This is a genomic window from Limnobacter sp. G6BE5S (genome assembly GCF_058448965.1).
Window position 1 is genome coordinate 276,742 of sequence record NZ_JBZFLM010000005.1, and the last position, 15,100, is coordinate 291,841.

Below are 15,100 nucleotides of genomic sequence, written 5' to 3' on the forward strand. Positions count from 1 at the left end.
GTAGGGCTGCCTCTTGGGGTTGTGGGATCCTGCCACTATTAAATTAATTAAATATTCATATTCAAATAACAACGAGAAGTGGAGACCGCTGACATGGCACGAAATATCCCTTTGCTGGATGCATCCTGGCTGTATGTTGAATCAAAAGAAGCACCCATGCACGTGGGTAGCATGGCAGTTTTTACAGTTCCCGAAGGTGAAACGTCCCAGCAGGCGATTGCCCGAATTGTCCAAATGCTTCGCAGTTCTCTGGAATTCGCACCGCCTTTTAACTACCGCTTGTCCAGTCCGCGCCTGCTCACATTAATGCCCAAGTGGATCGAGGCCGACAAAATCGATCTGGATTACCACTTCCGGCACAGCGCCTTGCCTGCGCCCGGAGGCGAGCGTGAATTGGGAACCTTGATTTCCCGTTTACATTCTCATCCGCTCGATTTTCGCAAACCGCTGTGGGAAATGCATTTGATTGAAGGGCTTTACGGCAACCGGTTTGCCCTGTACACCAAAATGCATCATTCGCTGATGGACGGCGTGGGCGGCATGCGACTGATGGAGCGAATTTTTGGCAAGTCTGCCAAAGAAAGCATGGCCCTGCCTGCTCCCTGGTCGGTGGGTACCATCAGCAAAAAGAAAAAAAATACCGAACAGCAACATTTCGCAGACCAGGCGCGCGAGGCTTGGGAAGCGGCAAAGCTCAACGGGCAATCATTGCCCGCCGCTGGCCGAGCCTTGATGGATTTGATGCGGGAGGCGGTCAAGCCCACTGACTCAGCACTGGCTACGCCGTTCTCGGGACCCAAGTCGATTGTGAACAAACGCGTGGGTGGTGCCCGCCGATTGGCCACTCAAACTTATCCGCTGGAACGTATCCGGATTGTTGCAGAGGCCGCCAAGGTCAGTGTGAATGATATTTTTCTGGCAATTTGTTCAAGCTCCATTCGTCGCTATTTGCTGGAACGCGATGCCTTGCCATCGGAGTCTCTGACGGCTGGCTTGCCCGTGTCGGTAAGGCCTGCTGATGACCTGGATGGCGGCAATGCCATCAGCTTCATCATTGCGAACCTGTTCACCACTGAAAGCGACCCCTTGACGCGTCTGAAAGAGATCCGTCGGTCAACACAATTGGCAAAAGCCAATTTGCAGGCCATGCCCAAAGAAGCGATCAACAACTACACCATTATGTTGATGGCCCCCATGATGTTGCAATTGGTGTCGGGTCTGGGTGGTTTAACCCGTCCAATTTTCAACACCGTCATTTCCAATGTGCCCGGTCCATCGCGCGACTTGTACTTTTCGGGTTGTCGCCTGGAACAGTTCTATCCGATTTCCCTGATTCCTCACGGGCAGGCATTGAACATTACAGTGGTCAGTTATTCCGGCCAGTTCAATGTGGCGTTTACCGGTGACCACGATGCCTTGCCTTCCATGCAGCGTTTGTCGGTGTACACCGGCGAGGCACTGGAAGAGCTTGAAGCGGCTTTGGGCGTGAAGTGGGAGAGCAAGAAAGCAGAGCCTGCTGTTGCAAGCAAGGCAGTTGCTAAACCTGCTGGTGAAAAACGCCCGGCGGTGGCCAAGAAGCCGGTTGCTCGAAAGCCTGCCACGGCCAAGGTTGGTGCGGGTAAGCCGGTGAAAGCGGCTGAGGATTGATCGCCCGCAGCTTGTTGGACAGCCCAATTAAATTGGGTTCCGGTCTTTCGCCTGAATGCCGGTGTTACAGCAGGTCGCCTTGCTGCACATTCGCCGCATGCGTACCTGCCAAACTGGCCGGTGCAGTCAGACCAAAATGTGCGTAGGTGTTCAGCGTGGCAATTCGCCCACGCGGCGTGCGTTGAATGTAGCCTTGCTGGATCAGGTAGGGCTCCAGCACGTCTTCAATGGTGTCTTTTTCTTCGCCAATGGCGGCCGCCACGCTTTCAAGGCCAACAGGTCCACCACCAAATTTGTGAATGATGGTCTCCAGCAAGCGGCGGTCCATGGGATCCAGGCCCACTTTGTCGACATCAAGCATTACCAGTGCCGCATCGGCCACTTCAGCTGTAATTACCCCATCAGCTTTCACTTGGGCATAGTCGCGCACTCGGCGTAACAGCCGGTTGGCAATACGTGGTGTACCGCGTGATCGGCGGGCAATTTCAAGGCAACCACTGGCCTCGGCAGGTGTGTCCAGCAAGCTGGCTGAGCGTGCAACGATCCGGGACAATTCTTCGGGCGAGTAAAACTCGAGCCGTGAAACAATGCCAAAACGGTCGCGCAACGGATTGGTCAGCATGCCGGCACGGGTGGTGGCACCCACCAGTGTGAAAGGTTGTAAATCAAGTTTCACGCTGCGTGCGGCGGGGCCTTCGCCGATCATGATGTCGATTTGATAGTCTTCCAGCGCCGGGTACAAAATTTCCTCGACCACGGGCGAAAGCCTGTGAATCTCATCGATGAACAACACGTCATTGGCTTCGAGGTTGGTCAGCAACGCTGCCAAGTCGCCAGGGCGTTCAAGCACCGGGCCAGAGGTTTGACGCAGGTTCACGCCCATTTCACGGGCCAAAATATGCGCCAAAGTGGTTTTGCCCAAACCGGGGGGACCAAACAGAAGCACATGATCAAGCGCTTCCTTGCGTGCGCGTGCAGCAGCAATAAAAATGTCGAGTTGATCGCGAATTTTTTGTTGCCCCACATACTCGTCCAAATGCTTGGGGCGCAGGGCGCGCTCGAACGCTTCTTCGGCATGTGTGGTTTTGGTGGGGCTGATCAGGCGATCGGGTTCAATCATTGTGGGTGTTCTCTGTTAGCCTTTTGACAAATTGCGCAGGGCCAGTTTCAGGCCATCGGTAACACTGGTGCCCTCGGGCAGGCCTTTGCAGGCCAGCGCTGCTTCTTTGTCAGAATAACCCAAGGCACACAGGGCTTGAACAACTTCGCTTTGATTGCTGCCAGACAATGGCATGCCTTCTGCAATGTTCGCGGTGCCGCCCAAAGCGACGATTTGACCTTTCAGTTCAAGCAACAAACGCTCGGCAGTTTTTTTGCCAATGCCGGGGATTTTTACCAAACGCGCCGTTTCCTGACTTTGCACGGCAAGCAAAAAGTCGTTGGTGGAAATGGATGACAAAATGGCCAATGCGGTGCGCGGCCCAATGCCGGAAACCTTGATCAAGGTTTTGAACAGGTTTTTTTCAGCAATGTTTTGAAAGCCGTAGAGGGTATGCGCGTCCTCGCGAACAACAAGGTGGGTTAACAGCGTGCAACTTGCGTTGATTTCGGGCAGGTTGAACAGTGTGCTCATGGGCACCTGCAATTCGTAGCCCACGCCTTGCACGTCGAGCAAAATCCACGGGGCGTTTTTTTCAAGCAAAGTGCCTTTCAGGCGACCAATCATTGCAGCGTCTCCACACTGTTTTTATGCACAGTAAACTGAAATTGATTATACGCCAAGCGATTTCATTTCCAGCTCGTGCGGCCCTTTCGAGTGCGAGTTTTGAAAATACTGGTGGGCAGGTCTTTGGCTGCCAGTGCGCCCAGCAGTTTGCTGCTTTGCGCGTGCGTTAATGCGGCGGCCAGTGCGTCGGCTGCATCGGCTGAAGGGTGGGCAGGTAGTTTTAGAAGGCGTTTGACCATTTCCTGTACCTGTTCTTTGTTGGCTTTGCCGTGCCCAACAATGGCTTGCTTGATTTGCAGCGCCGTGTATTCGGTTACTGCCAAACCGCTGTGAGTGAGCGCAGTAAGCACCGCGCCGCGTGCTTGCCCCAGTAGCAAGGTAGATTGCGGGTTCACGTTCACAAACACTTTTTCAACCACGGCCACTTGGGGTTTATACAGTTCCGCCAGTTCACACAAACCCGAAAACAGGGTGTGCAAACGGTCGGGCAGGGAAGCATCGGAATTGGAACGGATCACGCCACTGGCCACATAAATTTGCTGGCTTTCAATGATGTCGACCACGCCGTAACCGGTGATGCGCAGGCCTGGGTCTATGCCAAGGATACGCATCACGGTAGGGTAGGGGGCGTGATGCGTTTAGTGGCGGAAATGGCGCACACCAGTAAGCACCATGACAATGTCACGCTCATTCGCAGCCGCAATGACTTCTTCGTCGCGCATGGAGCCACCAGGTTGAATGACGCAGCTTGCGCCTGCGTCGATCACCACGTCCAGACCATCGCGGAAGGGAAAGAACGCATCGGATGAAACAGCGCTGTCAGCCAGAGTAAGGCCTGCATTCTGTGCCTTGATGGATGCGATACGTGCAGAATCGACACGGCTCATTTGGCCTGCGCCAACACCCATGGTCATGCCGTCTTTGCAGAATACGATGGCATTGCTTTTCACGAACTTCGCGCAGCGCCAGGCAAACATCAAATCTGCCCATTGCTGCTCGGTGGGCTGGCGTTTGCTGACCACTTTAATTTCGCTTTGCAGCACATTGCGTTCATCGGGGCTTTGTACCAGCAAACCGCCGCCCACGCGTTTGTAATCAAACTTGTGCATGCCGGTTTCCACAGGAATTTCCAGCAATCGAACATTTTGCTTGGCAAAGAATACGGCGCGTGCGGCTTCGTCGAACGCGGGCGCAATCACCACTTCAACAAACTGTTTTGCAACGGCCTGTGCCGTGGCTTCATCGACCGGGCGATTAAAAGCGATGATGCCGCCAAATGCGGAGGTGGGGTCTGTTTTGAACGCTTTGTGATAGGCGTTCAACGGGCCTTCGGCCACGGCCACACCGCAAGGGTTGGCGTGTTTGATGATGACGCAGGCGGGGGCATCAAAGGTTTTTACACATTCCCAAGCTGCGTCGGAATCCGCAATATTGTTGAAGCTGAGTTCCTTGCCTTGCAGTTGGCGGTAGTTGGCCAACAGGCCCACGGGTGCTTTTGCCTCGCGGTAAAAGGCGGCACTTTGATGTGGGTTTTCACCGTAGCGCATGTCTTGCACTTTGTGAAACTGCATGCTGAGCACTTCCGGGTATTCAATGCGTGTGGGTGTGTCTTCCAGTGCGCCTTCGGTGCCTTGCAGGCTGGTCAGGAATGCAGCAATTGCACCATCGTAACGTGCGGTGTGCGCATAGGCTTTGGCCGCCAGACCACTGCGTGTTTTCAGCGTGGTTGCGCCATCGTTGCTTTTGATTTCATCGATCACTTTGCCGTAATCAGCCGGGTCGACAATGATGGTGACACCGGTGTAGTTTTTCGCAGAGGCACGCACCATGGCGGGGCCACCAATGTCGATGTTCTCAATCGCATCTTCCAGCTTCACGTTGTCGCCGGCAGTGGCTTTGTCGAAGGGGTACAGATTCACAGCCACCAAATCGATTGCGCCAATGCCATGCTCTTCCATGGCGTCCAGGTGACTTTGCAAATCGCGACGCGCCAAAATACCACCGTGAATTTTTGGGTGCAGGGTTTTGACACGGCCATCCATGATTTCCGGGAAACCAGTGTGGCTGCTGACCTCTTTGACCACGAGTCCTTTCTCGGCGAGCAATTTGGCGGTTCCGCCTGTGGACAAAATTTCCACGCCTTGGTCAGCCAGTGCTTTGGCCAATTCAAGAATGCCGGTTTTGTCGGACACGCTGAGTAGCGCGCGTTTGATGGTTGGATTTGATGTCATGGTATCGGGGGCCGGTTGTTAAGCGGTCGGTAAAAATTAAAAATCAGATGAGGCCGTGCTGTTGCAGTTTTTTGCGCAGGGTGTTGCGATTAATACCCAGCATCTGGCTTGCGATGGTTTGGTTCATGTTGGCTTTTTCCATGACCACTTCCAGCATGGGGCGCTCAACTGCAGACAACACCATGTCGTATACCGACTTGGCACATTCACCTTCAAGGTCGTTAAAGAACTTGTCCAGATTGCTGCGTATGCACTCTGAAATGGTGATGGGACTTAGATCACTGTCATTGGGTTTCATGCTGCCAATCTTCTTCTTGGTGTTGGTTGGAGTGAATCGTTTGCAGCGGCGAAGTACTGCTGGCCGCTTGATAACCAGTTCAGAAAAAATTCATCAACAATGCGCAATTGTTCGCTTGTGGTTTGCGCCAACATCAGTTGGTCGACCACGGTGTTGTTTTTTCCGGCTGGGCCGCAAAGATACCACTGCAAATGCTTTCGGGCGGTGAGCAGGCCCGTTTTCTCTCCATAAAATTCATGGTGATCACGCAAGTGATGCATCATGACTTCATGGGCTTCTTCAAGTGTGGGTGGATCAATGCGTTCACCCGTTTTCAGGTAATGCAGCACTTCTCTAAAAATCCAGGGATTGCCTTGTGCGGCCCGACCGATCATGAGGCCATCTGCACCCGTGTAATCCAAGACAAATTTCGCCTTCTCGGGGCTGGTGATGTCACCGTTCGCGATCACTGGGATGTTGACGGCCTGCTTCACGGCCTTGATGGTGTCGTATTCCGCGTCGCCCGTGTAGCCGCAAGCGCGCGTACGACCATGAAGTGTGAGAAGCGACACACCAACAGACTGCGCCATTTGCGCAATGTGTATTGCATTCTTGTGTTCGGGTGACCAACCGGTGCGGTACTTCAAAGTAAGGGGCACACCGCGTTGTTCACATTCGGCGTGCACTGCTTTCAAAATGCGTTCGACCAAACCTTCGTTTTGCAGCAAGGCAGAGCCCGCAGCAACCGCACACACTTTTTTGGCCGGGCAACCCATGTTGATGTCGATGATTTGCGCGCCGCGTTCAATGTTGTAGGCGGCGGCATGCGCCATCATTTCCGGGTCGGCGCCAGCAATTTGAACAGCAATTGGTTTTGTTTCGCCGTAGTGGTTCAACCTGCGCGTGCTTTTGTCTGTTTTCCACAGTGCAGGGTTGCTCGCGGCCATTTCCGACACAGCATGACCCGCGCCCAGTTTTTTGCACAACTGGCGGAAGGGACGATCGGTTACACCTGCCATTGGAGCAAGGAACAGATTGTTTGGAAGTGTTAAATGGGCGATGCGCACGTTGCACAAAATTTAAGCAAATTTCGAGCAGCCCATTGTAACGGGCAGGGCGATTTTATTCGAGCCCAAATCAGGAAAAAACCGGAAATTTTTTACTTGACTTCTGTTTGTCAAAGTGGGCCGCAAGGCCTTGCGTGCCTTGTGGAAATGCAAGGGCTTTTATGTATTGAAATCAATGTGATTGCGATATTTGTATTAATTCAATTTTGTAGCCATCAGGGTCTTCAACAAACGCAATGACGGTACTCCCACCTTTCACTGGTCCGGCGGGGCGCGTCACTGTTCCGCCAGCTGAGGTAATTCGCTCGCATTGTGTGTAAGCGTTGTTGACTGCGATTGCAATGTGGCCGTACGCAGTGCCCAAATCGTAGCTATCCACACCGTGGTTGTAGGTCAATTCAAGGACAGCGCCGTCTTGTTCGTTGCCATAGCCAACAAAAGCCAAGGAATAACCTTGATCGGGTCGTTCGGTGGTCCTGATCAGGTTCATGCCCATGACCTGCGTGTAGAAATTTATGGAGCGTTGAAGGTCGCCAACGCGCAGCATGGTGTGAAGAATTCTCATAATACGGGTACCTCGGCAGGGTTCATTCTGGACAGCGCTTTGTGGGGTGTTTGGTAATCGGGCATCAGGCTTTCAACCACAGCCCAAAAGCGCGCGCTGTGATTCATTTCAACAAGGTGAGCCAGTTCGTGTGCGATCACATATTCGATCAGTTGCGGCGGGTAATGCACCAGACGCCAATTCAGGCGCACTTCGCGTTTGCTGTTGCAACTCCCCCAGCGTGAACTTGGGCTACTCAAATGAATTGAGAAATGAGGCAAACGCTGCGCCGCTGCCTGGCGTTCAAACAGTTTGGTGGCCATGTGCGTGAACACTTCTTTGGCATGTGATTTCAATAATTTTTCAATGGCCTTGTCTCGCTGCACGCTATTTTCGCAAGCGGGCAGGGCAATGCTTTTTGTCCAGGGATTCAGCATGGGTTTGCTGCGTGCTGGCAAGGTTTCAATTTGGTAGGGCTCGCCTCGAATCGGAATCGGTTTACTTTCATCGAGCAAGCTTGACAAGGAAATTGTCTGTTTGCTTCGCGTTTCCCATTGTCTTAGGCGTTTTTCGATCCACGTAGATTTGGAGGCGATGATGCTTTGGAGTTCGGAGATGGAAAGCCGAAGGGGGGCCGAAATTTGCAGGCCATGATCGCCGATTAGAAAGCCGACCGATTTGCGTTTACTGCGTTTCAGAATATAGCTGCACAAACCCCACGGCAGTTCAATGCTGCGAACTTCAGTGGGGCTGGGTGCTGCTGTTAATCGCATGGTTTATTGGTCGCCTTTACCCACCAGTGGTGTTTCAGCGCTGGTGTAGCGGTGTGGGCTGATTTTGTGCATTTCGTTTTCAATCCATTCTTCGACCACGTCCATCAGGCTTTGGGCATCATGCCCTTCAGGTGAAATGGGCGGGCCAAATCGCAAGGTCACTGTGCCGGCCTTCTTGAAAAATCCTTTGCGCTTCCAGTATTCGCCAGCATCGTGCGCTACTGGCACCACTGGTGTACCTGTTGCAACTGCAAGGCGCGTACCGCCGGTTTTATAGCGGCGTTTGTAACCCACAGGAACGCGTGTACCTTCAGGGAAAAACATCATCCAGGCGCCTTCTTTCATGCGTTGCCCGGCCATGGTTTTGACCTGCTCAAAAGCTTCAACGCCATTTTTCCGATCAATAGGCACCATGCGCAATACCCACAAGGCCCAGCCAAAAAAGGGCACGTATTGAAGTTCTTTTTTGTAAACCAGGCAAAGTTGGCGTGGCAACAGGCGTGCGGGGATGCCAAAAGTTTCCCAGGCCGACTGGTGTTTGGCCAGAATGATTGCGCCGGTATTGGGCAGGTGTTCCATGCCCTCTACTTTGTATTGAATGTTGCACAGCAGGCGCAACATTTCAATGTTCAAGGCATTCCACCAACAGGCAAACACATAGCGGTTGCGAATTGAGATAAATGGTGAAACCAGCAGCAGCAAGGTCGCATGAATGGGCGTGTACACCACCACGTAGACGAAAAACAGGATAGAACCAATGACGGATCTCACCACAGGCCTCCGAAAAGTTTTAATTGTTATCGATTGTTTGCGAAAGGATCGTCAGGCACCAAGTGCTCGGCGACAGCTGTCAGATTGTCGAACACCAAGGTGCCTTTGGGCAATTCTTCTTTGCTTTTTTCCAGGGTTTTTTTTCCTTTGCCTGTTTTTACCAAGAATGTGCTGCAGCCCTGGCTGCTACCTGCTTGCAGGTCGCGTAGCGAGTCGCCCACGCAAGGCACACCTTCAAGATTAAAACCAGTGCGTGCCTGAATTTCCTGAAACAGCCCGGGTTTGGGTTTGCGGCAGTTGCATTTGTCGTCAGGGCCATGCGGGCAGAAGAATATGCCCTCGATATGGCCGCCTGCCTGGCCTGCGAGATCATGCATTTTTTTGTGCATGGCTGACAGGGTTTCAAGATCGAACATACCGCGCGAAATACCACTTTGGTTGGTGGCTACCACCACCCGATAACCGCCGCGGTTCAACCGTGCGATGGCTTCCATGCTGCCTTGAATGGGGATCCACTCATCCACTGATTTGATGTATTCATCCGAGTCTTCGTTGATGACGCCATCCCGATCCAGCACGATGAGTTTCATGGGCTTGTCCTTGCTCAGTGTTCAGGTCTTAAGCGGCCAATTGTGAAATGTCGGCCACGCGGTTCATCAAACCATGCATGTGTTTCAACAAGGCGAGGCGGTTGTTTTTTAGTGCTTCATTGTTGTCCATCACCATCACGTTTTCAAAGAAGGCGTCTACATTGGCCTTCAAGGGCGCGAGAACCAGCAGTGCCTGTTGATAGTCCCCTTGCTCGAATGCCTTGGTGGCGCTTGGTTCCACTTCTTTGACTTGTGCGGCCAGTGCTTTTTCGGCATCGACTTGCAACAGGGTTGCGTCCACCTTGGAAGAAGTGACTTCTGTCTTCTTCAAAATATTGGTGATTCGCTTGTTGGCAGCTGCCAATGCCTGCGATTCCGGTAGTTGCGAGAAAGCACGCACAGCTTCCAGGCGTTTGGGCAAGTCGGCAAACTGGCTTGGATTCTGGCTAAGCACCGACTCAACCTCGGCGGTGGAGTAGCCCTGGTCTTTCAGGTAGCCACGCAGTCGGTCTTGAATAAAGCCGGCAATGCCTTCCACGCTTTGTTTGAAGTCGGGAAATTCTGTGAACAGGCTGCTGGCCTTGTTCAGTGCATCAATTAAATCCAGTTTCAGATTTTTTTCGATCACCATTCGAATCACGCCCAAGGCGTGGCGACGTAATGCAAAGGGGTCTTTGTCCCCAGTGGGGATTAAGCCGATGCTGTAAATGCCCACGAGGGTTTCCAGTTTGTCGGCCAGCGCAGCAGCCACACCCACCGGGTTGCGGGGCAATTGGTCGCCAGCAAAGCGGGGGCTGTAATGGTCAGCAATTGCCTGGGCTACATCGGCGTGTTCGCCATCGTGCCGGGCGTAATGTTCGCCCATATTGCCTTGCAGTTCGGGGAACTCGCCAACCATGTCGGTCAGCAGGTCGGCTTTGCACAGCATTGCTGCGCGCTTGGCTTGCTCCACATTGGCGCCGCACACTGGGGCAAGCGCTGCAGCCAGTTCAACCAGGCGGCCATTGCGGTCTTTCTGTGTACCCAGCTTGTTGTGGTACACCACGTTGGCCAAGCCGGGCAAGCGGCTTTCCAGTGATTTTTTACGATCTTGATCGAAGAAGAATTTCGCGTCGGCCAAACGTGCGCGCAACACGCGTTCGTTGCCTGTTGTGATCAGTTCGGGGGTGTGCGTCAGCAGGTTTGAAACCAGCAAGAAGCGGTTTTTCATCTTGCCATTCTGGTCGGTAATGGCAAAGTACTTCTGGTTGGCCTGCATGGTCAGAATCAAACACTCTTGCGGCACTTCCAGAAATTCTTTTTCGAAACCGGCTTCGTACACCACGGGCCATTCAACCAGAGCACACACTTCGTTGACCAAGTCTTCGGGCTGCACCACTTTGTCGCCTGCAGCTTGATCATTCAGGGCTTTTTCAATGGCGGCTTTGCGTTTCTCGAAACTGGCCATTACTTTGCCTTCGGTTTCAAGTTGCGCTTCATAGCTGTCGGCGCTGGCAATGTTCACCACGCCGCTGCTCAGGAAACGGTGACCCAAGGTGATGCGGTCGCTTTCCAAACCCAGCACTTGCGCGGGCACTACGTGGTTGCCATGCAGGCAAATCAAGCGGTGGGCAGGGCGTACAAAATGCACGGTGCTGCCATCGGGGCGCTGGTAACTCATTACTTTTGGAATGGGCAGCTTGGTGGTGGCAGCTTCGAGCGCTTTGTTCAGCGATTCATCAAGTGCCTTGCCCGCTTGCGTGCGTGAAATGTGCAATACATCTTGCTTGCCGTCATTGATGGTTTCCAGTTGATCCACACTGATCGCACCCATTCCCAGGGAATCCAGTTTTTTCTGCAAGGGTGGCGTGGGTTGGCCGTTCGCATCCAGGCCAATTTTCGCGGGCAGCAAACGTTCCTGAATTTTTTTCTCGGGGCTGATTGCGGCCACGTTGGTAATGCGGCAGGCCAAACGGCGTGGACTGGCAAAGCCCTCGATCACGCTGGAATCAGAAAGATGGCCTTCATCGCGCAGGGTTTTGCTGAGCAATTCAGAGAATGCGTTGCCCAGTGTTTGCAGTGCTTTGGGTGGGAGCTCTTCGGTAAACAGCTCAACCAGTAGTGTTGAATTCATGGGTCTCACGTGTTTTAGGCGGCTTGTGTATTGGGGGTATCGCACATTGGGAAACCCAGCTTTTCGCGTGAATCAAAGTAGGCTTGCGCCACGGCACGCGACAAATTGCGGATTCGGCCAATATAGGCTGCGCGCTCGGTCACTGAAATGGCACCGCGTGCGTCCAGCAAGTTGAAGGTGTGCGCGGCTTTCAGAATCATCTCGTAGGCGGGCAGGGCAAGGCCGACTTCAATCAGGTGCTTTGCTTCCGCCTCGTATTCGCCGAAGTGGCGAAACAGCATGTCGGCATTGCTGTGCTCGAAGTTGTAGGTGGATTGTTCCACTTCGTTTTGATGAAACACATCGCCGTAGGTCAGTGTTTTCATCACGCCTTTTTCTTCGCGTTCAGTCCACACCAAGTCGTACACGTTTTCCTTGCCTTGCAGGTACATGGTCAGGCGTTCAATGCCATAGGTGATTTCGCCCAGAATTGGCGCGCAATCCAGACCGCCAACCTGCTGGAAATAGGTGAACTGGGTCACTTCCATGCCGTTGAGCCACACTTCCCAGCCCAGACCCCAGGCACCCAACGTTGGGTTTTCCCAGTTGTCTTCAACGAAACGAATGTCGTTTTGCTTGGTGTCGATACCCAGTGCTTCCAGGCTACCCAGGTACAAATCAATGATGTTTTCGGGCGAAGGCTTTAGCACCACCTGGAACTGATAGTAGTGCTGCATGCGATTTGGGTTTTCGCCGTAACGGCCGTCTTTGGGCCGGCGCGAGGGCTGCACATAGGCTGCATTCCAGGGCTCGGGGCCCAATGCGCGCAAAAATGTGGCGGTGTGGCTGGTGCCTGCGCCCACTTCCATGTCGAAAGGTTGCAGTAAGGCACAACCTTGGTGGTCCCAATAGTTTTGCAGGGTCAGAATGGCCTGTTGAAACGTCAGCGGTTTCTTGTGCATGTGCGCCGGTGTCCTTCGTGATTCAATTTTTTGTACGTCAATTGCCCCGTATTGTAATGGTTACCGGGGCTTTCCAACTCAGAGCGTGCCAATGCACAGGTACTTCATTTCCAGGAATTCTTCAATGCCCCACACAGAGCCTTCTCGCCCCAAGCCCGATTGCTTCACGCCGCCAAAAGGCCCTACTTCATTGGAGAATACGCCCACATTAATGCCTACCATGCCGTACTCGAGCGCTCGACCCACCCGGAAGGTGCGTGCAGAGTTCTCGGTGTAGAAGTAGGCGGCCAGCCCGTAAGGCGTGTTGTTGGCGTAGTTGATCGCCTGCTCTTCGGTGTCGAATGGGAAAATTGCTGCCAGTGGGCCAAAGGTTTCTTCTTGCGCCACCAGCATGCGGTGGTCTGCATTGTCGATCAAGGTTGGCTGGAAAAAGCGGCCGCCCAAATCATGAGGTTTTCCGCCGTGCAGCAATTTTGCGCCTTTTGCAAGCGCGTCATCCACATGTTTTTGAACTTTGGCAATCGCTTGGTCGTCGATCATGGGGCCAATACTGGCTTTGGTCTTCAGGCCATCGCCCACTTCCAGCTTGGCGACCTTGGCGTGCAGTTTTTCTGCAAAAGCCTGTTGCACGCTGCGTTGAACATAAATGCGGTTGGTGCACACGCAGGTTTGGCCCGCATTGCGGAATTTAGACGCGATCAAGCCATCAACAGCTTTGTCCAGATCTGCGTCTTCGAACACGATGAATGGCGCATGGCCACCCAGTTCAAGGCTGAGTTTTTTGATGGTTGGGGCGCACTGTTGCATCAGGATTCGGCCCACCTCGGTGCTGCCCGTGAAGGTGAGTTTTCGAACCACATCGCTTTCGCAGAGTACCTTGCCAATTTCCACGGAACGGTCCGCATCGCCGGTGATCACATTGAGAACCCCGGCGGGAATTCCTGCTTGACGCGACAGTTCAGCCAAGGCCAGCGCGCTGAGCGGGGTTTGCTCGGCAGGTTTGATCACCACTGTACAGCCTGCAGCCAGTGCAGGGGCTACTTTGCGGGTGATCATAGCGATCGGAAAATTCCAGGGCGTAATGGCTGCGCACACGCCAATGCCTTGCTTCAACACCAGTAATTCACGGCCCAATTGTGGCGATTCCAGCACACTGCCTTCAATTCGTTTGGCCTGTTCGGCAAACCATTCCACAAAGCTTGCGCCGTAAATTACCTCGCCTTTGGCTTCTGAAAGCGGTTTGCCTTGCTCCAGTGTCATGAGAAAGGCCAGGTCATCGGCATTGTCGATAATCAGGTCAAACCACTTGCGCATCATTTGCGCACGGCTTTTGGCCGTGGTGTTGCGCCAGCTGGCCAAGGCCTTTTCAGCACACAAAATGGCATCGTGGGCTAGGGCAATCGATGTGTTTCCAACCTGGGCGATGGTTTCACCCGTTGAGGGATTGTCCACCGGAAAGTCTTTTTCACATTCATGGAAACTGCCATACACAAAGGGATTGGTTTGCAACAAGCTCGGGTTCTTGAATTGGAACTGCTTGCTCATTTGATTGCTTACCTCATTGCTCACGTTACTGCTCATGTCCGTCTCTCTGGTTGTCAATTTGCTTCAAGGTTTAGCAGGGCTGTCAGCTGTGCCGTGCAGGCCACTGCAAATGTTTCTGTTCGCAACACGCGTCGCGAAAAATTCAGGGGTAGGGCACCAAGCTGCCTTGCCGTATTGGTTTCCTCGGGTGACCAGCCGCCCTCTGGTCCCACACAAACAATAAGAGGCTCACCAGTTTTGGCATCAAGACACCAGTTTTTCAACGATTCCTCGGCCTGTGGCGTAAACCAAAGCACTTGCGCGTTGGGCCAGCTTTGCGCAGCGTATTCCAAGGCTGCGGAAAGTGACCTGACAGGTTCAACGAAGGGCAGTTGTTCCCGTTCGCTTTGCAGGCTAGCTGCCAAAACAACCCTTTCCCAGTGGGCTTGCCTTTTGGCAGCCCGCTCACCTTCCAGTTTAACCACGCTGCGCTGGGCCTGAACCGGTTGAAAGCCAGCTACGCCCAATTCTGTGCATTTTTCAAGCACCCAATCCATTTTGTCGCCTTCTGGCAGCGCTTGAAGCACATGGACTTGTCGGTTCAGTTCGGTATTGCGCACTGCCAGTTTTTCGCCCACATGGATTTGCGCCAGTTTTTTGGATACATAGTGAACTGTGGCGTTGTACTCACAACCTTTTCCGTTCCACACCCGCAGCGCTTCGCCTTCGCGCAGGCGCAAAACTCTGGACGCGTAATGCATCAAGTCGTCAGACAGATCAAGCACTTGGCCCACGCTGTTGCAGTGTTCTAGCAGGAAGCGAGGTAGACGCTTGCCTTGGTCGTGTTTCATGTTTTCCTGTCTTTATTCAATGGTTTGTCCGCAAGGGCGCGCTTT

General features: G+C 53.3%; 15 protein-coding genes. 1 reads left to right on the top strand and 14 read right to left on the bottom strand.

Annotation, left to right across the window (positions count from 1 at the left end; genetic code table 11):
• Window positions 1-93 precede the first annotated feature (93 nt).
• Complete coding sequence (locus tag ACVL1J_RS11010; RefSeq protein WP_159568284.1) at window positions 94-1,647, top strand: WS/DGAT/MGAT family O-acyltransferase; 1,554 nt, start codon at window positions 94-96, stop codon at window positions 1,645-1,647.
• Window positions 1,648-1,711: 64 nt separating this feature from the next.
• Here the strand turns inward: ACVL1J_RS11010 and ruvB are convergent, their stop codons facing one another.
• The 14 genes from ruvB to ACVL1J_RS11080 all read right to left on the bottom strand — a co-directional run bounded on the left by ruvB (window position 1,712) and on the right by ACVL1J_RS11080 (window position 15,055).
• Window positions 1,712-2,767 carry a Holliday junction branch migration DNA helicase RuvB gene (gene ruvB / locus ACVL1J_RS11015; protein WP_159568285.1) on the bottom strand — a complete coding sequence of 352 codons (1,056 nt, stop codon included), beginning with the start codon at window positions 2,765-2,767 and terminating at the stop codon, window positions 1,712-1,714.
• A gap of 15 nt (window positions 2,768-2,782) precedes the next feature.
• On the bottom strand, window positions 2,783-3,373 hold the full coding sequence (gene ruvA, locus ACVL1J_RS11020) for a Holliday junction branch migration protein RuvA (protein WP_159568286.1): 591 nt from the start codon (window positions 3,371-3,373) through the stop codon (window positions 2,783-2,785).
• 62 nt (window positions 3,374-3,435) lie between these two features.
• Window positions 3,436-3,984 carry a crossover junction endodeoxyribonuclease RuvC gene (gene ruvC / locus ACVL1J_RS11025; protein ID WP_159569561.1) on the bottom strand — a complete coding sequence of 183 codons (549 nt, stop codon included), beginning with the start codon at window positions 3,982-3,984 and terminating at the stop codon, window positions 3,436-3,438.
• Between the two features lie 27 nt (window positions 3,985-4,011).
• Window positions 4,012-5,604, bottom strand: a complete 1,593-nt coding sequence (purH, locus tag ACVL1J_RS11030) for a bifunctional phosphoribosylaminoimidazolecarboxamide formyltransferase/IMP cyclohydrolase (protein ID WP_159568287.1) — start codon at window positions 5,602-5,604, stop codon at window positions 4,012-4,014.
• 43 nt (window positions 5,605-5,647) lie between these two features.
• Entirely contained in the window at window positions 5,648-5,902 is a 255-nt protein-coding gene (locus tag ACVL1J_RS11035; RefSeq protein WP_159568288.1) for a Fis family transcriptional regulator, read from the bottom strand.
• Window positions 5,899-6,948 (bottom strand): tRNA dihydrouridine synthase DusB, encoded by a 1,050-nt coding sequence (dusB, locus tag ACVL1J_RS11040; RefSeq protein WP_341236272.1) that lies wholly within the window; start codon window positions 6,946-6,948, stop codon window positions 5,899-5,901. The genes ACVL1J_RS11035 and dusB overlap by 4 nt, the downstream gene beginning before the upstream one ends.
• A 172-nt stretch (window positions 6,949-7,120) precedes the next feature.
• Window positions 7,121-7,513, bottom strand: a complete 393-nt coding sequence (gene gloA, locus ACVL1J_RS11045) for a lactoylglutathione lyase (RefSeq protein WP_159568290.1) — start codon at window positions 7,511-7,513, stop codon at window positions 7,121-7,123.
• Complete coding sequence (locus tag ACVL1J_RS11050) at window positions 7,510-8,265, bottom strand: M48 family metallopeptidase (protein ID WP_341236271.1); 756 nt, start codon at window positions 8,263-8,265, stop codon at window positions 7,510-7,512. Before ACVL1J_RS11050 ends, gloA begins: the two co-directional genes overlap by 4 nt.
• 3 nt (window positions 8,266-8,268) lie before the next feature.
• A complete protein-coding gene (locus ACVL1J_RS11055) occupies window positions 8,269-9,036 on the bottom strand; it encodes a lysophospholipid acyltransferase family protein (RefSeq protein WP_236550779.1) in 768 nt (255 codons plus the stop codon).
• Between the two features lie 26 nt (window positions 9,037-9,062).
• Window positions 9,063-9,626 carry a D-glycero-beta-D-manno-heptose 1,7-bisphosphate 7-phosphatase gene (gmhB, locus tag ACVL1J_RS11060; protein WP_159568292.1) on the bottom strand — a complete coding sequence of 188 codons (564 nt, stop codon included), beginning with the start codon at window positions 9,624-9,626 and terminating at the stop codon, window positions 9,063-9,065.
• 28 nt (window positions 9,627-9,654) lie between these two features.
• Window positions 9,655-11,739: a glycine--tRNA ligase subunit beta gene (gene glyS / locus ACVL1J_RS11065; protein WP_341236270.1), complete on the bottom strand. Its 2,085-nt coding sequence runs from the start codon at window positions 11,737-11,739 to the stop codon at window positions 9,655-9,657.
• A gap of 14 nt (window positions 11,740-11,753) precedes the next feature.
• Entirely contained in the window at window positions 11,754-12,680 is a 927-nt protein-coding gene (glyQ, locus tag ACVL1J_RS11070; RefSeq protein ID WP_341236269.1) for a glycine--tRNA ligase subunit alpha, read from the bottom strand.
• 78 nt (window positions 12,681-12,758) lie between these two features.
• Complete coding sequence (locus ACVL1J_RS11075; protein ID WP_341236268.1) at window positions 12,759-14,261, bottom strand: NAD-dependent succinate-semialdehyde dehydrogenase; 1,503 nt, start codon at window positions 14,259-14,261, stop codon at window positions 12,759-12,761.
• Between the two features lie 17 nt (window positions 14,262-14,278).
• Window positions 14,279-15,055, bottom strand: a complete 777-nt coding sequence (locus tag ACVL1J_RS11080) for a 16S rRNA (uracil(1498)-N(3))-methyltransferase (RefSeq protein WP_341236267.1) — start codon at window positions 15,053-15,055, stop codon at window positions 14,279-14,281.
• Window positions 15,056-15,100: the final 45 nt, after the last annotated feature.